The organism is Ephemeroptericola cinctiostellae, from assembly GCF_003339525.1.
GTDB lineage: Bacteria > Pseudomonadota > Gammaproteobacteria > Burkholderiales > Burkholderiaceae > Hydromonas > Hydromonas cinctiostellae.
In genome coordinates, this window is sequence record NZ_CP031124.1 from 882,697 (window position 1) to 900,984 (window position 18,288).

Consider the following 18,288-nt stretch of genomic DNA (forward strand, 5'->3'; position numbering starts at 1 on the left):
TTGTAAGTCTTCTATAAGACTTTGCGTTATTTTCTTGCTTTATTTGCTTATTGACGTTATTGTTACGGCATAAAATTTAAATATATCAAGGAGATACATCATGCGAATTTTGTTGGCGGAAGATGACAGTGTTTTGGCAAATGGTTTGTCACGTGCTTTGCGTGAGGTCGGATATGCGGTGGATGTGGTGTTCGATGGGCACCAAGCGGATGCAGCGATGTCGACTCAAGAGTGTGATTTACTGATTTTGGATTTGGGTTTGCCGAAGTTGTCAGGTTTGGAGGTGCTGCGCCGTGCGCGTGCGCGCAATAACCACACCCCCATTTTGATTTTGACCGCAGCGGATTCGGTGGAGCAACGTGTGCAAGGTTTGGATTTTGGTGCGGATGATTACATGGCGAAGCCTTTTTCTTTGTCAGAGTTGCAGGCGCGGGTACGCGCATTGACGCGTCGTCAAGCGGGATTTGATCAGAGTCGTTTGACTTTGGGGCCATTGTCGTTCGATCAAGTGTCGCGCAGTGCACATGTGAACGATCAGCTGCTTGATTTATCGGCTCGCGAGATTGGTGTGCTGGAGGTGTTGTTTTCACGGGCGGGGCGTTTGGTGAGTAAGGAGCAGATTCTCGATCATTTGTGCGAGTGGGGTGAGGAGGTGAGCCACAATGCCATTGAGGTCTATGTGCACCGTTTGCGCAAAAAGTTAGAACCTTTGGGCATTGTCATCTCAACCATTCGTGGTTTGGGGTATTGCCTTGAGAAGCCCAAGACATAATTAAAGCATAATAATTACAGCGTAAAAATTAAAGCGTAATAATAGACTCGCCAATTCGGTATGAATGGAAAATTTAGCTTGCTCCCGCGACACGTTTGGCTGCTTGGGTGCGCCCGTTGCCACGCCTTGGGTTGTCGATGGGGCTAGGGTCAACTCATTTCCTTCTGTCTTCAGTTGTCGAGTGAATAAGGTATAAATATGCGTTTGAAAGCGGCGGCTCAAAAGTCTTTGTTTGGTCAAATCATGTTGTGGATGTTCATTCCATTGATGATTTTATGGCCGATGTCTTTGCTCATCAGTTATCCGATTGGTCGCAGCATTGCAGATTCCCCTTTTGATCAAAGTTTGAAGCTGAGTGTGAGCAATTTGGCGCAGCAGATGCACAGTTCATTCACGGAGCGGGCGTTGTCAACTTGGGGCTTAAGTGTGCCCACGAGCGACATTCAGGATCAGGTGTACTATCAAATCATGACGGCAGGCGGTGAGGTGATTGCGGGCAATGTGAACATGCCGCAGCCACCATCCATCGATGGCATTGTGGTGAATCAGCCGCAGGTGTACAACGGGTCAATGTACCATGAGTCGGTGCGAATTGCGTACATGTGGGTTGATTTGGGCAATCAGGCGGTGTTGAATTCACGTTTTCAGCCCAACAGTGTGGTGCTGATTCAAGTGGCGGAAACTTTAAATAAACGAGAGGCCTTGGCGCGTGAGATTTTGCAAGGTGTGACCTTACCACAGCTGATTTTTTTGCCGATTGCGGTGTTGTTGATTTGGTTTGGCCTGACACGCGGGATCATGCCGTTGAATCGGTTGCAGGACAGCATTTTGCAGCGAGACACACACGATTTGAGCGATGTGCCTTCTGCAGATGCACCCGAGGAGTTGCAGCCGTTGGTGCGCAGTTTCAATGGGGTGTTGCATCGACTGCGCCGCCACATTGATTTGCAAAAACGTTTTTTGACCGATACCGCCCATCAAATTAAAACGCCTTTGGCGGGCTTGAGGACGCAGGCGGAGTTGGCTTTGCGCACCAACAGTCCTGAGGAGCAACGCAGCAGCCTTGAGCACATCGCAGCGGCTTCTGAGCGCACGGCGCGCTTGGTGAATCAGTTGATTGCGTTGTCGCGCACTGAGCATCTGGCGGAAGAGCGTTTGGAGTTGGTTGAAGTGGATGTGGTTGCCATTGCGCGAGATCAGACGATTTTTGCGGCGGACAGGGCTTTACAAAATGGCTTGCACATTGAGTTGGATGTGCCGGATACCAAAATCATGGTCAATGCCCATGCGGTGATGTTGGGCGAATTGATGAAAAACCTCATCGACAATGCGATTTTTTATACGGGCACGTCGGTGACGGTTCGGGTGACCGCTGATGCAGATCATGCGCATTTTTATGTCTTGGATGATGGTCCTGGGATTGCGCCCGATGAACGTGAACAAGTGTTTGAACCCTTTTATAGTGTGTTGGGCGAACAAGGCAATGGCAGCGGTTTGGGGTTGGCGATTGTTCGTCAAATTGCGGTCATGCATGGTGCGGACATTGGGATCAATTACAATACCGAGTTGCCGATGGGCGGGCCGCATGGTTGTCAATTTCACGTGACACTTCTGCGCGCGCATGAGGCGGAGTCAGCGATTCCAGCCAAGTCTTAACTGTTTAGGTGTTTTTTATACATTCAGCACCCGATGAAAAATGCATACAAAGAGGGCGGTTTTTGAGTTTTTTCAGGCGAATGGGTGGACGTCATCATGTGATGAACATGCATTTTGAGCATGCTTTTTTTAATCTTTTGGTTTTGTTTTAATTGTTGCCTCGGTCGCCCAGGCACCATTTCCAATTTAAGCACGGGAAAAGTTACGCTGTACTTTTTCCATATTTTCTTAATGATGCATCAGGAGACACATATGGTGGCAAACCCACGCGCTCGACGGATGTCGAGTGAAGAAATTAAAGTGGTATTTGCTTCTTCGTTGGGCACCGTGTTTGAATGGTATAACTTTTACCTGTACGGTTCGCTGGCGGAAATTATTTCCAAGCAGTTCTTCTCGGGCGTGAGCGACACCGCTGCTTTCATCATTGCGCTCATGGCTTTTGCTGTGGGTTTTGCGGTACGGCCATTTGGTGCCGTTTTCTTTGGTCGCATGGGCGATGTCGTGGGGCGCAAACACACGTTCCTCATCACCATCATGATCATGGGTTTATCGACGTTTATTGTGGGTTTGCTACCGACGTATGCGTCGATAGGCATTGCTGCACCGATGATTTTGGTGGCTTTGCGATTGTTGCAAGGTTTGGCCATGGGTGGAGAGTATGGCGGGGCGGCGACTTATGTGGCGGAGTACGCGCCACAAGGGCGGCGTGGTTTGTATACAGCGTGGATTCAGACCACGGCATCGCTGGGCTTGTTGCTGTCGTTGCTGGTGATTTTCGCTGTGCGCCATTGGGTGGGTGAAGCCGCATTTGTGGTGTGGGGTTGGCGTTTGCCTTTTGTGATGTCTGTTTTTTTACTCGGTATTTCAGTTTGGATTCGTATGCAGTTGAGCGAATCCCCCATCTTTATGCGAATGAAAGAGGCGGGTAAGTCATCGAAAGCCCCTTTCAAAGAGTCATTTCGTGAGTGGAAAAACCTTAAATTGGTGCTTGTGGCTTTGTTCGGGTTGACGGCTGGGCAGGCTGTGGTGTGGTATACAGGGCAATTTTATGCTTTGTTTTTTCTGACGCAAAATTTAAAAGTGGACAATGTCACAGCAAATTTTTTGGTGGGTTTGAGTTTGATTTTGGCAACACCTTTTTTTATCTTTTTTGGCACATTGTCCGATCGAATTGGTAGGAAACCGATCATCATGGCGGGGTTTTTGTTGGCTGCTTTGATGTATATGCCGCTCTTTAAAATGTTGACGCACTATGCCAATCCTGCCCTTGAGCGGGCTTTGCGGGAATCGCCTGTGGTGGTGATGGCCGATCCAGATAACTGTACTTTTCAATTCAATCCGATCGGTACAACAAAATTTACGAATTCATGCGACATCGCTAAAAATTATTTGTCCAAAATGGGGGTGAATTACACCAACGACGTGATGCCCAGAGGGGCGATTGCCAGCATTCGCATCGGTGACCGTGTGATCACGGCATACGATGGCAAGGATGTGATGGATTTGCGAGAGCGCAGTTTGGCTTTTAACCGTGTGGTCAGCGAATCCTTACAAGCCGCCGGCTATCCCACGCGTGCCAATCCATATGAGATCAATCAGTTCATGTTGGTGGTGATTCTATTTGTATTGGTGTTGTTGGTGACGATGGTGTACGGGCCCATTGCTGCGATGTTGGTGGAAATGTTCCCGACGCGCATCCGTTATACATCAATGTCTTTGCCTTACCACATCGGTAATGGTTGGTTTGGTGGGTTTTTACCGACCATTGCTTTTGCCATGGTGGCGGCGCGTGGTGACATTTATCAGGGTTTGTGGTATCCCATTGGGATTGCCTTGATTACTTTTGCGGTGGGAATGGTGTTTGTCAAAGAAACCAAAGATGTGGATTTGGCTGCGGACTGATTGTCCATAAAAAAACAGTTTTATGTTCGGCCTTACATACTGTTACAACGGATGCGGGTTTTTTTATGACTTTTTTGGCATAATGTGACCTCATTCCTGAAGCAGCAGGATTTTATTTTGAGAGAAGGCAAACATGGATTTTATTTTGGCATTCAAAGCCGCCATCCTCGGCGTTGTGGAAGGTTTAACCGAGTTTTTACCGATTTCCAGTACGGGGCATTTGATTTTGACCCAATCTGTATTGGGTTTAAAAGGTGAGTTTTGGGATGCATTTGAAGTGGCGATTCAATTTGGTGCGATCATTGCGGTCATGTGGGAGTTCCGCGAACGCATTGGTGCTGTGCTCAGCGGCATGGTCAAAGGTCAGCCAACGGCATGGCGTTTTGCCATCAATGTGATTGTTGCGACCATTCCTGCCATTGTTTTGGCGCTTGCTTTTGGTAAAACCATTAAAGCGCATTTGTTCAATCCGATTGCCGTGGCCACGGCTTTGGTTGTGGGTGGTTTTGTCATTTTGTGGGCTGAACACCGTCAAGCGGATCATCGTCCACGGATCAATTCATTGGATGATTTGTCCACCATGGATGCTTTGAAAATTGGTGTGGCTCAAACCGCGGCGGTGCTTTTCCCCGGCACATCGCGCTCAGGCGCAACCATTATTGGTGGCATGTTTTTTGGGGTGAGCCGCCAAGTGGCCACACATTTTTCATTCTTTTTGGCCATGCCAATTTTGTTTGGTGCTTCAGCCAAAGAACTCATGGATGTGCGTCATTTGCTCAATGGTCAAAATTTGGCTTTGTTCGCAATTGGTTTTATCTTTTCATTCATCAGCGCGTTTATCTGTGTGCGCTGGTTGTTGCGCTTTGTCAGCAACCATAATTTTGTCGGCTTTGCGTGGTACCGCATCATTTTTGGCGGTTTGATTCTGATCTCTTGGGCGCTTGGCTGGGTGCAGTGGAATTAAAGGCTGATTGAGTCCACGAACAATCCCCATTGCGTGCTTCGCAAAGATGAGCGGTTTTAACTGCGGCTGTACAACAATGGGACAAGCAAATCAATCCATCAATTAAACCGTCAAATTGTTCATGAACCTTACCACAAAGAAGCGGCGCAATCCTTTGCACTGGATTGCTTGTTTTGAAGCAGCAAAAGGTGTCGTCGTTATATTGGCGGGCTTTGGACTGCTGTCCTTGCTGCACCGCGATGTTCAAGCCGTTGTGCATGAGTTGATTGATGCACTGAACATCAGTCCAACCCATCATTTGGTTGATGTGTTTTTAAAGCTGGTTGAGCATTTGAATGACCGTAATCTGTGGCAATTCGCGGGCATTGCTTTCATGTACGCCAGTGTGAGGCTGATTGAAGCGTATGGTTTATGGCATGATCGACAATGGGCTGAGTGGTTTGCGGCTTTGAGTGGCGCCATTTACTTGCCGATTGAAGTGTATGAGTTGAGCGTGCACTTGTCGACAATCAAATTGTTGGTTTTTACGTTTAATGTGGTGATCGTCTCTTATTTGTCTTACAATTTGTGGCATAAGTCGGTCGTCTCGCGACATCAGCGAAAATGAATTGCATGTGTTGTGTGAAGAATATGGGCGCACCCATTTCATGGTGCACACGCAGAAATGGTGCGATAAAATAAATACGGGTACAGGAATACAAACGATGAAAAAAATCATACTGGCTGCCTCAGTGGTCGCACTCATTGCCGTGGCCATTGGTGTTAAATCATTGAGCGGCTCAGATGTTAAAGACAGCATGCAAGCCATGAAGAAAAACTATGCTGCAGCCATGAGCAGCACCGACATGAGTGAGTTCAGTCGATATGCTGCATTGTTGCAAGCTGCTGCACACGATGCCAGTCAGCAAAGTTATGATGGCAGCAAGCCCAATGAGATCATTTATCAAGCGGGAATGCTTGAACTGAATCAGGAAATGACAGCGCTCAATCAAGCCGTTGCTGCCAATGACTTGTCAAAAGCCAAATCCATTCTCGCCAAAGTCAATGACAGCAAGAAAAAATACCACACTGCTTTGGGCGAGTGAGCGATAAAAAGTGAACGGATTGTTGTCGAGTAAGGCGTGAAAAAGACCGATCAGGTGCGGCGTTGTGTTGTCTGTGGTCTTTTTTAAAATTGCAAAGTAAAATCATGCAGGCAATCGAACTGTTGTATATTGTCCGTGATCCACTACACCATAAGGAGACATCCATGATTTCAACACGCATTCAAACATTTAAAAAGTCCTTCACTGTGGGGCTGAGCATGGTTGCTTTGGGTTTGGTTGCTTGCACGACACCCACTTACACCAACACCCCCGCTGTCAGCATCAAAACGTCGATGCAAGGCATGGGGGCTGCATTTAAAGCGGCGATGGAGAGCACCACCATGGCACAGTTCAATACGCAGGCAGCACTGTTTCAATACAACCTCATGAATGCCAACAACAGCACCTATAACGGGACATTGGAAGAGCAGGCTTTGTACCGTCAAGGCATGATGGAAATGAAAATTGGCCTCGCGGAACTCAATGCTGCGATTGTTAAGAATGATTTGGCGCGCTCAAAAGCCGCTTTGAGCAGTTTGCTGGTGATTCGCGGGAAATACCATCCGTTGCTGAAAAAATCGTAAATATAAGGTGGGTGCTTCGTTTGAGTTCTCTTCTTTGCTGCCGCACCGCTTGAAAAGACAAAACGAAGTTGAATTTAATTCACCCATAAAAAAATCGCTTGATATCAATCAAGCGATTTTTTTATGGGTGAAGCAATGCAGATGTGATTGAAAAATATTTTTTAAATCACATAGAGCTTTTTTGTTTAATACACACCTTGTGCAATCATCGCCTCAGCAACTTTCACAAAACCAGCAATGTTCGCACCGTCCACATAGTTCACTGAACCATCGGCTTGCGTGCCATATTTCACGCAGTTTTGATGGATGTCCTTCATGATCGCGTGCAATTTGGCATCGACCTCTTCGCGAGTCCATGACAAACGAATTGCATTTTGGCTCATTTCCAAGCCTGAAGTGGCGACACCACCTGCATTAGAGGCTTTGCCTGGGGCAAACATGATGCCCGCATGCAAGAATGCTTCAACGGCTTCCAATGTTGATGGCATGTTTGCACCTTCGGACACGCAGATGATGCCATTGGCGAGCAATGCTTTTGCATCGTCTTCGTTCAATTCATTTTGTGTGGCGCAAGGCAAAGCCAAGTCGGCTTTGATGTGCCAAGGGCGTTGACCCGCTTCAAAAGCATGGCCATTAGCGGCTGCGAATGCCGACAAGCGACCACGTTGCACATTTTTCAGCTCCATGATGGCAGCCAATTTGGTGGCATCAATGCCTTCGGGGATGTGAATTGTGCCTTCAGAATCAGACAAGGTGATGACTTTTGCGCCCAATTGAGTGGCTTTTTCACACGCATATTGTGCAACGTTGCCAGAGCCTGAAATCAACACTGTTTTGCCTGTCAAAGAGTCGCCTTTGTGTGCCAGCATTTCCTGAGCGAAATACACCGTGCCGTAGCCCGTCGCTTCTGGGCGCACCAATGAGCCGCCGAAAGTGATGCCTTTGCCTGTAAATACGCTGCCCGTGTCATTTGAGTATTTCTTCATGTAGCCTGTCATGAAGCCGACTTCGCGTGCACCCACGCCGATGTCACCCGCAGGCACGTCCGTATTCGGGCCAATGTGACGGTACAACTCACCCATCAACGCTTGGCAAAAACGCATGACTTCAGCGTCTGATTTACCTTTAGGGTCGAAGTCGGAGCCACCTTTGCCGCCGCCCATGGGCAGGGTGGTGAGTGAGTTTTTGAAGGTTTGTTCAAACGCTAAAAACTTCAAAATAGACAGGTTGACTGAAGGGTGGAAGCGCATGCCGCCTTTGTAAGGGCCGATGGCATTGTTGTGCTGGATGCGGAAGGCGCGGTTCACTTGCGTGTTGCCTGCATCGTCGACCCAGCTCACACGAAATTGAATCACGCGTTCTGGCTCAACCAAACGTTCCAATACCGCATAGCTTGCGTATTTTGGATTTTTTTCAATAAATGGCCACAAGCTGGTCATGACTTCTTTAACCGCTTGCAAAAATTCAGGTTGATTGGGGTCGCGGCGAGCAACGTAAGCTAAAAAATCTTCTAAAGACGCATAAGCCATGTGGAAATCCTTCTTTTCTCGTGTGTGGGTTGTTTTATTGTGTCACTTATTAAGTGATCGTAAAAGTTTGAATCTGCATCATTCTAACCTGTTTAAATGGATAAAACAAATGATAAAGCCGTGTATTTATGAGCTTTTTTGGTGTTTTGTCATGGTGCGGCGCAATGTAATTGGCAGGTTTGTTGTTTTTTATGCTGTCACTATTTTTTGTGTTTTTATGTGTGATTGTAATTTTTGATCGTCAATTGATGGTCAATTTTAAAGGTGTTGGGCTTATAAAAAGGAAGGCAATAAAAAAACGGCTTGTGAAAGCCGTTTTGGTTTTATGGTTTTATATGGAAGGTGAATGAGTCAGAGAAAAAAATGCGAGAAGCGCGGAGTCAGTTTGTTTTTTTAAGCACGTTGATTCAATGGGGGCGAAGTCCCACAAGCAGTTTGTGATTAACCCTTTGATGTTTAACTTCAGTCAGTGGTTTTCCTGATGCCGATTTGAGCTTAAATCACAGGAAAAGTAAGTTTTGACTTGGCCGTATTTCCCATGTTTCCTTCACGTATGTCCTTAATATTCTGTGACTTTTACACCATCCTCTGTGGCAATCAAGGCGATGTCGGCTGCGTTTTGTGCAAAAATACCCACCGTCAATACACCTGGAATGATCGACAGTTGAATTTCCAAAGCCAAGGGTTCCGTGATGTTCAGGCCGTGCACGTCCAGTATGTGGCAGCCATTGTCGGTGATCAGTGGCGAACCATCGGCATTTTTGCGCCAAACGGGTTGTCCACCTAAATCGCTTAACTGGCGGGCAACGGCTTGGCGTGCGAGTGGCACGACTTCGACAGGCAGGGGGAATTTGCCTAGAACCTTGACCTCTTTACTCGCGTCGGCGATGCAAATGAATTGTTCGGCGATGGATGCGCAGATTTTCTCGCGCGTGTGTGCCGCGCCGCCGCCTTTGATCATGTTGCCTTCAGGGTCGATTTCGTCAGCACCATCAATGTAAACGGGGACGGATTCGACCTCGTTCACGTCGAATACTTTGATGCCGTGTCCTTCGAGGCGTTGTTTGGTGCGCTCCGAACTGGCAATCGCACCCACAATGTTGTCCTTGATGAGGGCGAGTTCGTCGATGAACAGGTCCGCAGTCGAGCCTGTGCCCACGCCGATGATGGCGTTGAGCGGTACGTATTCGATGGCTTTTTGCGCGACGAGGCGTTTGAGGTCGTTTTGGTTCATGGAAATCCCAAGGTTAAAGTTAAAAGAGTATGAGTTAAAAGCGAAAGAGTTAAGAGCTAATGAGTTAAAAGAGTCTGTTCATTTTTCTAGTCAAATCATGTGTGCTGAATCGGCCGATTTATTTATTGTCCTCGCATAAACAACCCGTCGAGCTGTTTCATCGACATGTGCACCCAAGTGGGGCGGCCGTGATTGCATTGGTTGGCGCGTTCTGTGGCCTCCATGTCGCGCAGGAGTTGGTTCATTTCGGGCAAGGTCAGGCTGCGGTTGGCGCGTACAGCACCGTGGCAGGCGAGTGTGCCGAGCAATTCATTGCGCTTTTCGGTGAGGACGTGGCTGGCGCCAAATTCAGCAATGTCGGTCAGTACGGCACGCGCCAATTCGATGGCATCGGCTTGCTTGAGCAGGGCAGGGACGCTGCGGATGGCGATTTCATTTTGTCCGAGCGGGGTCAATGACAGGCCGATGTGCTCCAGCACGGGGGCACATTCAGGCTCGTGTAGGGTGGCGATTTCGCGTGGTGAAGCGGCGAAACGAATGGGCAACAGCAGGTCTTGGCGGGTCAGAGGCGCGTGGTCAATCATGTTTTTGAGGCGTTCATACACAATGCGTTCATGGGCGGCATGCATGTCGACCAAGATCAGACCCTGTGTGTTTTGTGCGAGCACGTAAACCCCGTGGATTTGAGCGATGGCGAAACCAAGGGGAAATTCTTCCTGTGCCTGCTCAAAACCATGCGGTGCCGCAGGTGTGTCGTTGTTGGCAGGGTGAGAGCCAAATATTTCAAAATGATCTGCTGTTGAATGCGTTGTGGAGGCGTCAAATCGCTCGGGATGGGTGGGTGAGCGCAGCAACTCAAGGTAGCTGCGCGTGGTTTGAGCCAATTGCAAAGGGTGCTGATAAGGGGCATTGTAAGGTGTTGCTTTTGACTCGGTGTGTGTCGTTTGAGTGCTTGGGGTGCTTACACTCGATGCATTGGCTGGCGTTGAATTGAACACGTCGTGCTCGACATTCAAGTCATTGCTTGTTGTGATGCGTGAGCTGGCCGTTTGCGCCAAAGATTTTTTGAGGGCATTGGCGATGAATTGATGCATTGCACCGCTGTCACGGAAACGAACTTCGGTTTTGGCGGGGTGAACGTTGACATCAACCCCTTGTGCGGGGCAATCGAGGAACAGCACGTAAGCTGGGAAACGTGCATGATGCAAGACATCGGCATAGGCCGTGCGAATGGCGTGATTGACCACTTTATCGCGCACGAAGCGTTGATTGATGTAAGCGTATTGCGTGTCGGCACGAGCGCGGGCGACATCAGGCGGGCAAATCATTCCAACCAATTGCAATTCACCCACCGCTTGATTGACCCAAATCGCGTGCTCTGGCAGGTTTTTGCCGAGCACGTCTTGGATGCGCGTTTGCCAATCGGTCACAGGGTAGAACGCGGAGACTTTATCGTTGTGGCTGAGGCTGAAGGCGCAGTGTGGATTGGCCAAAGCGGCGCGGGTGAAATGTTCGACACAATGGCTCAATTCAGTGCCATCGGTTTTGAGGAATTTGCGTCGGGCGGGGGTGTTGTAATACAAGTGCGAGACTTCGATGCGAGTGCCCACTTCGCCTGAAGATGCTTGATGCTGCCATGTGCCGCTGCTGTTGTCGATGGATGTGGCGTGGTGCGCATCGTCATTGCGGCTGGTCAAGCGCATTTGTGCCACAGAGGCAATAGAGGCCAATGCCTCACCACGAAAACCCATTGACTCAACGTGTTCCAACTCATCAAGCGAGCGGATTTTGCTGGTCGCGTGGCGCGTGATCGCCAGAGGCAATTGATCGGCGGCAATGCCACAGCCGTTGTCTGTAATGTCAATCAGGGTTTTGCCGCCCTCCACCAAACGCAAGCGAATATCGGTTGCGCCCGCATCCAAAGCATTTTCCAGCAGCTCCTTGACCACCGATGCAGGGCGCTCGACCACTTCACCTGCTGCAATTTGGCTGATGAGGTGATCGGGCAGTTCGAGGATGGCACGTTGCGGGGCGAGGCGGATTTTCATGGGGATGTCGAAATGAAAGGAAAATGTATTTTACAGGAGTTTTATGCTTCTCTGCGTTTTTGCTGTGAGCGGGTTGCTGATGAAGGGCATGTGGTTCACATGGTTCATTTGTGGCCTTGTGTTTCGGAGGCGTTGCCAATATGATGTTGCGAAAAGTTTAGAGACCGTCGTGTGTGCGATCAGAGCGGGTTTGTCAGTGCGGGGTTGTAGTGAGGATTCATCCGTTTCTTTTTCAAATAACAACAGCCCCATTTTAGGGGCTGTTGTTATTTTGGCTGAAACAGTTTGTCGGGTGTGGGTAGAATGCTGGATGTTTTTGAATGTGTGCCCAATGCACGGTTTTGAAACAGCAGCCGTGCGAGTTCCTCAAGCGCTTGTTGATACACATCGCGTTTGAAGTCAATCACATCCTCAAGGGGGATCCAATAGTCGTTCCAGCGCCAAGCATCAAATTCGGGATGAGTGCTGGCACGTAAGTTGACGTGGTGATCGCGGCCAACCATTCGGAGCAAAAACCAGATTTGCTTTTGCCCTTTGTAGTGGTTGCGAAAATCGCGTTTGACCCAGCGGGTCGGCACATCGTAGCGCAGCCAATTGCGGGTGCGACCGATGATTTTAACGTGCTCAGGAAGTAGTCCTGTCTCCTCATATAACTCACGCAGCATGGCTTGTTCGGGATTTTCACCGTGAGCGATGCCACCTTGTGGAAACTGCCACGAATGCTCGCGGATGCGCTTTCCCCAAAAAACCTGATTGCGTGAATTGACCAAAATGATGCCGACATTCGGGCGATAACCTTCTTTGTCGAGCATTTTTTCCTCAATAAATGAATTACAATAGCGCAATTATAACGCAGCGCAAAAGCAACAGCCGAGTTTTTTCATGCGTGAGGTCAATCTTTTTATTTAATTTTTACAAGTGAATGTGTCATGAAAGCCAGTCAGTTTTTCATCAGTACCCTTAAAGAAGCCCCAGCCGAAGCAGAAATCATCAGCCATCAGCTCATGATGCGTGCTGGTCTTATTAAACGCATCGGCAGCGGGATTTATACCTATATGCCAATGGGTTTGCGCAGTGTGCGTAAGGTCGAGCAGATCATCCGTGAGGAGATGAATAAAGCGGGGGCGATGGAGTTGCTCATGCCTGCGGTGCAGCCTGCTGAGTTGTGGCAAGAATCAGGGCGTTGGGAGCAATATGGCCCAGAGCTTTTGCGCTTTAAGGATCGTCATGGACGTGATTTTGTCGTGGGCCCGACGCACGAAGAGGTCATCACCGATTTGGCACGTCGTGACATTAAAAGCTATAAACAACTGCCTGTAAATTGGTACCAGATTCAAGCCAAATTCCGTGATGAAATTCGCCCGCGTTTTGGCGTGATGCGGGGGCGTGAATTCATCATGAAGGATGCGTATTCGTTTGATAAAGATGAAGCGGGCATGGTGGTGTCGTACAACACAATGTATGCGGCGTACACCGCGATTTTCACACGCTTGGGCTTGAATTTCCGAGCGGTGGCTGCGGACAATGGTTCGATTGGTGGTTCAGGCTCGCACGAATTTCACGTCATTGCTGAAACGGGTGAAGATGACATCGTATACAACCCAAACAGTGACTATGCGGCGAACATTGAAGCGGCAGAGGCCGTGAGCATGCTGGCTGAGCGTGCCGCTGCGACGCAAACGATGCTTAAAACAGCCACACCCCGCTGTGGAAAGTGCGAAGAAGTGGCGCAGTTTTTAAATATTCCGTTGATCAGCAATGTGAAATCCATCGTGCTGGCGGTGGATCATGAAAATGAAGCGGGCGAATTGAGCGTGCAAGTGGTTTTGGTGTTGGTGCGCGCCGATCACAGCTTGAATGAAGTGAAATTGTCAAAAATTGACGGCCTGAGCACAACGCGCATGGCGACTGAAGCTGAAATTGCTACGGCGTTCAACACCACGCCTGGTTACATTGGTCCTGTTGCCACCGCGCAAAAGGTGCTTGTCGTTGCGGATAAAACCGTGGCGAACATGAGTGATTTTGTGTGCGGTGCGAACGATGTTGGTTTCCATTATGTGGGTGTGAATTGGGGGCGTGATTTGCCTGAACCGGACGTGATTGCGGATGTGCGCAATGTGGTGGCTGGTGATCCTGCACCCGATGGCAATGGCACGGTGGATATTTGCCGTGGTATTGAGGTTGGACATGTGTTTCAACTGGGCACGAAGTATTCTGAGGCCATGAAAGCCACATTCTTGGATGAAAATGGCAAACCGCAGCCACTCGTGATGGGCTGTTATGGCATTGGCGTGACCCGTATTTTGGGCGCGGCGATTGAGCAAAATTTTGATGTACGCGGGATTGTGTGGCCTGCTGCGATTGCACCTTTCCAAGTGGTGATTTGTCCCGTTGGCGCCGACAAAAACGAACAGGTTCGTGATGAATCACAAAAACTCTACGAGACCTTGCTGCAAGCGGGTGTGGATGTGATTTTGGATGACCGTGGCGAGCGTCCGGGTTCGATGTTCGCGGACTGGGAGTTGATCGGTGTCCCACATCGTGTGACCATTGGTGATCGGGGCCTGAAAGAAGATGGCATGGTTGAATACCGTGGTCGTCGCGATGAGGCGGCAACCAAGTTTACGCCTGCGGATGTGGCGGCACATGTGTTGACACAGCTGAAAGCTTAATCACCCCATGACTTGGCCGCTCAATGCATGGCGATGTGGGTTGGCACTGGCGTTGGCTTGTGTCAGTGGCATTGCGGGCGCTGGGCAGCAGTCTGAGGAGCGCTTGGCAGACAGTGTGCGGGTGTTGTTGCGTCAGGCGGTATCGGCAGGTTTGCCTGAGTTGCGGCCTTTTGCTTCGCGCGACGATGAAGCACGTTTTTATCGTTGGCGCAGCGTCATGAGCGAACGCATTGTGGCGCATGTGCCTTCTGAATATCAACGGTTGGCAATCCTCAATGCGGTGGATTACGAGGCACGCCGAGCGGGTCTTGAGCCTGCGCTGGTGTTGGGCGTCATTTACGTTGAGAGCCGTTTTAATCCGAGTGCAAGCAGTCCTGTGGGTGCGCGTGGTTTGATGCAGGTGATGCCATTTTGGGCAAAAACCATCGGTGATGGCAATGCCAAAAATTTGTATCACATGCGCATCAATGTGCGGTTTGGTTGTGTGATTTTACGACATTACCTTGACCGTGAAAATGGTGATGTGGTGCGTGCTTTGGCGCGTTACAATGGCAGCCTTGGGCAGACAGATTACGCTTACAACGTATTGCGAGCATCGTTCAAATATAGGTAATGAGCACACGATCTGTCCTTGTCATCAGATAAATATAATAAATGAAAGGATTTTTCACATGGATTACAATTTTGTTTCGGCCGCGGTGCTGCTGTTTTTGGTGATTGACCCGTTGGGTAACATTCCTTTATTCAGCGGTGTTCTCAAAGACATTCCGATTAAACGACGCAAGGTGATTGTGTTGCGGGAATCGATTTTTTCATTTTTTATTTTGTTGGCTTTTATGGTTGGGGGTAAAGGCTTTTTGCGTGGCATGCATTTGACTCAATGGTCGATGCAAATTGCTGGTGCAATCGTACTGTTTTTGATCGCCGTGCGCATGATTTTTCCTACGGAGGGTGGCATCATGGGCATCACTCAGCAGGATCATGAGCCGTTCATTGTGCCGTTGTCGATTCCAGGGATGGCAGGGCCTTCATCCATGGCGACGGTGATGTTGTTGTCATCCGAAGCCCCTGAACGCATGCTGGAGTGGGTTGGTGCGCTGGCTGTGGTGATGTTTGGTACAGGGGTGTTGTTGTATTATGCCGATTGGATTCAACGCAAGTTGGGGCACAGTTTTACGGTGGCGATGGAGCGTTTGATGGGGATGATTTTGGTGGCCGTGGCGGTGCAGATGTTGCTGACTGGGGTGTATGATTATTACAAAACATTGCCTGTTTAAATTCATTCCGAAAAATAGAGTCCCACACTTTTTCGGCATTTATTTAAATGAGCGATTTTGCACGGGTAAGCTGTATAAAACTCAAATAAAAGCCAAGACACAAATACAATTAAACCGCTGGTTTGTTTTATAAAACCGTTGTTTGTGTGGTTCTCTGTCAATGTGTGGGTGTGTGTTCAGTTCGTGGTTGAACTGGCGACCTATTGAGTTAATGGTCTGTTGGATTGTGTCAGTAAAAAACGCCATGCAATTGCATGGCGTTTTGTCGTTCTTGGTTATCGTTTTTGAATGAAACCGATTGATTTTCAGCAAGGGATTTATTTTTGAGATGCTTTAATCAGCAGGCTTTGAAACTCTTCTTCTGCCACTGCGCCTGGTGCGCGTGAACCATTTTCGAAGAAGATGGTGGGTGTCCCTGTGACACCCAGTTCTGCTGCAAGCTTGCGATTTTTATCCAAAACGCTGGTGTCGCAGTCGGCACTATCTTCAGGCGGTTTGCCGTGCAGCATCCAGTTGTCCCATACGTGGGCTGGGTCTTTGGCGCACAGTAATTTTTTTGCTTTGGCTGTTGAGTCGTCGCCCAGAATATCGATGACAAAGGTGTGCACGGTGATGTTGTTGGTTTTTTCTAAAGTTTTACGAAACAATTTGCAATAGCCGCAGTTGGGGTCTTCAAAAATAGCAATATGACGGCTGCCATCCCCTTTGACCAAGGCAAAGCTTTGGGCCAATGGCAGTGATTTAAAATCTATCGTTGCCAATTCATCTGCACGTTCTTGAGTTAAATTGCGCATGTCTTGCGTGCTGATGAGGTGGCCGACCATGACGAATTCGGTGGCGGCATTGGTGTAAACCAACTCGTTTTTGTTGAGCTGCAATTCATACAGGTCTTTGAAGGGCGTTTGACGGATGGTTTTAACTTTTGAGTTTTCAAATTTCAACTCAAATGCATTTTTAATGGCGGTCAACTCAGGAGAAATCGCGGTCGATGATGCCATTTTTGAAGCTTTATTGGAGGGCGTTTGGGTTTTGGCTTGTGCCGTCACGGACAGGCCAAAGCCGACGCCGAGTGCGGCCATGATGGCAACGGCGGCGGCAGTGCGCCAAGGTGTTTTTGACATGGGGTTCTCGTCTTGAGTGGGTGCGGAGGACGGGTCGCGCACGGGGTTGTTTGGGAGATGCAGCATTGTACTCTTTTATGGTGCGTCAGTTGTTTGTTGGCCCATTGCCGCTTGGATCAGCCTGCGTTTAAGTGGGGGGGCTGCATCCAGTAGACTCATGCCCGCATTGCGCGCGTGGCGTGCAATCGGGTGGGGGGATTGAAACAGTCGGTGGAGCGCGTGTGTGACGCCTTGCATTTCCATCGTGGGTGCGAGGCGAGCCCGTTCATAACGGCGCAAAAGCACAGGGTCGTTGATGGCTCGATGGGGCTCACGTTGCGTCATCAAATCCAACCACGTGCTGAGGTCTTGTAAACCGAGGTTTAAGCCTTGCCCCGCGAGTGGGTGCACTGTGTGCGCGGCATCGCCAATCAATAAGGTATGCGGTGCGATGAATTTTTTGGCAAGCATGCGTTTAAGGGGGAATGCTTGTGCTGAGGTGAGTGTGGTCAGTGCGCCGAGCGTGTTGTGTGACAGCTCACTCACGTGTTTGGCCAGTTCGGCATCATTCATTGACATGATGTGTGCTGAAATGGGGTTTTTGCATGAATAAACCATTGACGCGCATTGGTTCGGTAATGGCAATAAAGCAAGTACATCACCATTGTTAAAAAACCACTGGTGGGCGCAATTAAAATGCGGCTTCTCGCATGCAAAATTTGCCACCACGCCGTGTTGCTCATAATCAAAAAAAGTATGCTTTATTTGAAGGGCTTGGCGTGTCCATGAGTGTGCTCCATCTGCCCCGACCAGCAATGGCGCTGACAGCACATCACCGTTGTGGGTGGTGAGGTCAATGCCGTGATCACGCACACTGAGCGTGGAGGCATTGGTGCGGAATGCGGTGAGATTGGGTACGAAGCGCAAAGCCATTTGAAGGGCTTTTTGAATGTTGTTTTGTTCAACAATCCAAGCCAATTCAGTCATGTCGGTGTCGTATGCACTGAAGTGAAGCTGTCCACCCATGCCTGATTGAGTTTGCGCCGAATCACCCATGATGTGCATGTCGGATACAGAACACATGCGTGTTGCATCCAGTGCATCCCACACGCGCAGACGCTTCAGTAAAGACACATTGGGATTGGATAAAGCGTAAATGCGCGCATCTAACGCACCATCCGATGATGCGGGGGCATCCAAACAAACATGAGCCACACGAGCCCCCGTTTGTGCCAAACCCAGTGCACTTGCATTGCCCGCCACGCCGCCACCTACCACGATGACATCAAATTGAGTTTGCATAAATGATCTTTATAGTGTGAAACATGAATGAACGTATTATAAAAGACGCGCGCATTGCGTGCTTGTACTTGTGAGGATTCCTTTGAGTTCGCATGGACGTATGTCATGAAACCATGTATGATGCGCAGGTTGGATTATTAAAATAAAAAATCAATGTTTTCCA

16 protein-coding genes are annotated in these 18,288 nt (G+C 49.0%); 10 read left to right on the forward strand and 6 right to left on the reverse strand.

Features of this window, described 5'->3' with window-relative positions:
• Nucleotides 1-100: 100 nt before the first annotated feature.
• The 7 genes from DTO96_RS04160 (at nucleotide 101) to DTO96_RS04190 (ending at nucleotide 6,963) form a co-directional block, all read left to right on the forward strand.
• Nucleotides 101-772 (forward strand): response regulator transcription factor, encoded by a 672-nt coding sequence (locus DTO96_RS04160; RefSeq protein ID WP_114562349.1) that lies wholly within the window; start codon nucleotides 101-103, stop codon nucleotides 770-772.
• 198 nt (nucleotides 773-970) lie between these two features.
• Nucleotides 971-2,428, forward strand: a complete 1,458-nt coding sequence (locus DTO96_RS04165; protein WP_114562350.1) for a sensor histidine kinase — start codon at nucleotides 971-973, stop codon at nucleotides 2,426-2,428.
• Nucleotides 2,429-2,680: 252 nt separating this feature from the next.
• Nucleotides 2,681-4,330 carry an MFS transporter gene (locus DTO96_RS04170; RefSeq protein WP_373277810.1) on the forward strand — a complete coding sequence of 550 codons (1,650 nt, stop codon included), beginning with the start codon at nucleotides 2,681-2,683 and terminating at the stop codon, nucleotides 4,328-4,330.
• Between the two features lie 133 nt (nucleotides 4,331-4,463).
• Nucleotides 4,464-5,294, forward strand: coding sequence for an undecaprenyl-diphosphate phosphatase (locus tag DTO96_RS04175; RefSeq protein ID WP_114562351.1), 831 nt, complete (start codon nucleotides 4,464-4,466; stop codon nucleotides 5,292-5,294).
• A 121-nt stretch (nucleotides 5,295-5,415) separates the two neighbouring features.
• Complete coding sequence (locus DTO96_RS04180) at nucleotides 5,416-5,901, forward strand: DUF2127 domain-containing protein (RefSeq protein ID WP_114562352.1); 486 nt, start codon at nucleotides 5,416-5,418, stop codon at nucleotides 5,899-5,901.
• A gap of 97 nt (nucleotides 5,902-5,998) precedes the next feature.
• The gene (locus tag DTO96_RS04185; protein WP_157964319.1) at nucleotides 5,999-6,379 is read left to right on the forward strand and encodes a cytochrome b562; all 381 of its coding nucleotides are present in this window, start codon (nucleotides 5,999-6,001) and stop codon (nucleotides 6,377-6,379) included.
• 164 nt (nucleotides 6,380-6,543) lie between these two features.
• Nucleotides 6,544-6,963, forward strand: coding sequence for a cytochrome b562 (locus tag DTO96_RS04190; RefSeq protein WP_157964320.1), 420 nt, complete (start codon nucleotides 6,544-6,546; stop codon nucleotides 6,961-6,963).
• 185 nt (nucleotides 6,964-7,148) lie between these two features.
• Here the strand turns inward: DTO96_RS04190 and gdhA are convergent, their stop codons facing one another.
• From gdhA to DTO96_RS04215, 4 genes are all read right to left on the reverse strand, one after another.
• Nucleotides 7,149-8,492 carry an NADP-specific glutamate dehydrogenase gene (gene gdhA, locus DTO96_RS04195; RefSeq protein ID WP_114562355.1) on the reverse strand — a complete coding sequence of 448 codons (1,344 nt, stop codon included), beginning with the start codon at nucleotides 8,490-8,492 and terminating at the stop codon, nucleotides 7,149-7,151.
• Between the two features lie 559 nt (nucleotides 8,493-9,051).
• On the reverse strand, nucleotides 9,052-9,726 hold the full coding sequence (rpiA, locus tag DTO96_RS04205) for a ribose-5-phosphate isomerase RpiA (protein WP_114562357.1): 675 nt from the start codon (nucleotides 9,724-9,726) through the stop codon (nucleotides 9,052-9,054).
• A gap of 122 nt (nucleotides 9,727-9,848) precedes the next feature.
• Nucleotides 9,849-11,774 (reverse strand): DNA mismatch repair endonuclease MutL, encoded by a 1,926-nt coding sequence (mutL, locus tag DTO96_RS04210; protein ID WP_114562358.1) that lies wholly within the window; start codon nucleotides 11,772-11,774, stop codon nucleotides 9,849-9,851.
• 266 nt (nucleotides 11,775-12,040) lie between these two features.
• Entirely contained in the window at nucleotides 12,041-12,586 is a 546-nt protein-coding gene (locus tag DTO96_RS04215) for an RNA pyrophosphohydrolase (RefSeq protein ID WP_114562359.1), read from the reverse strand.
• A 117-nt stretch (nucleotides 12,587-12,703) separates the two neighbouring features.
• Here DTO96_RS04215 and DTO96_RS04220 point away from each other — a divergent pair, with 117 nt between their 5' ends.
• From DTO96_RS04220 to DTO96_RS04230, 3 genes are read left to right on the forward strand one after another with little or no spacing between them, the layout of a single operon-like run.
• Nucleotides 12,704-14,446 carry a proline--tRNA ligase gene (locus tag DTO96_RS04220; RefSeq protein WP_114562360.1) on the forward strand — a complete coding sequence of 581 codons (1,743 nt, stop codon included), beginning with the start codon at nucleotides 12,704-12,706 and terminating at the stop codon, nucleotides 14,444-14,446.
• A 7-nt stretch (nucleotides 14,447-14,453) separates the two neighbouring features.
• Complete coding sequence (locus DTO96_RS04225; protein ID WP_114562361.1) at nucleotides 14,454-15,059, forward strand: lytic transglycosylase domain-containing protein; 606 nt, start codon at nucleotides 14,454-14,456, stop codon at nucleotides 15,057-15,059.
• A gap of 58 nt (nucleotides 15,060-15,117) precedes the next feature.
• A complete protein-coding gene (locus DTO96_RS04230; RefSeq protein ID WP_114562362.1) occupies nucleotides 15,118-15,723 on the forward strand; it encodes a MarC family protein in 606 nt (201 codons plus the stop codon).
• Between the two features lie 317 nt (nucleotides 15,724-16,040).
• Here DTO96_RS04230 and DTO96_RS04235 read toward each other — a convergent pair whose 3' ends face one another.
• Nucleotides 16,041-16,910: a DsbC family protein gene (locus tag DTO96_RS04235; RefSeq protein WP_114562363.1), complete on the reverse strand. Its 870-nt coding sequence runs from the start codon at nucleotides 16,908-16,910 to the stop codon at nucleotides 16,041-16,043.
• A 9-nt stretch (nucleotides 16,911-16,919) separates the two neighbouring features.
• Nucleotides 16,920-18,125, reverse strand: a complete 1,206-nt coding sequence (locus DTO96_RS04240) for an FAD-dependent monooxygenase (protein WP_114562364.1) — start codon at nucleotides 18,123-18,125, stop codon at nucleotides 16,920-16,922.
• Between the last annotated feature and the right edge of the window lie 163 nt (nucleotides 18,126-18,288).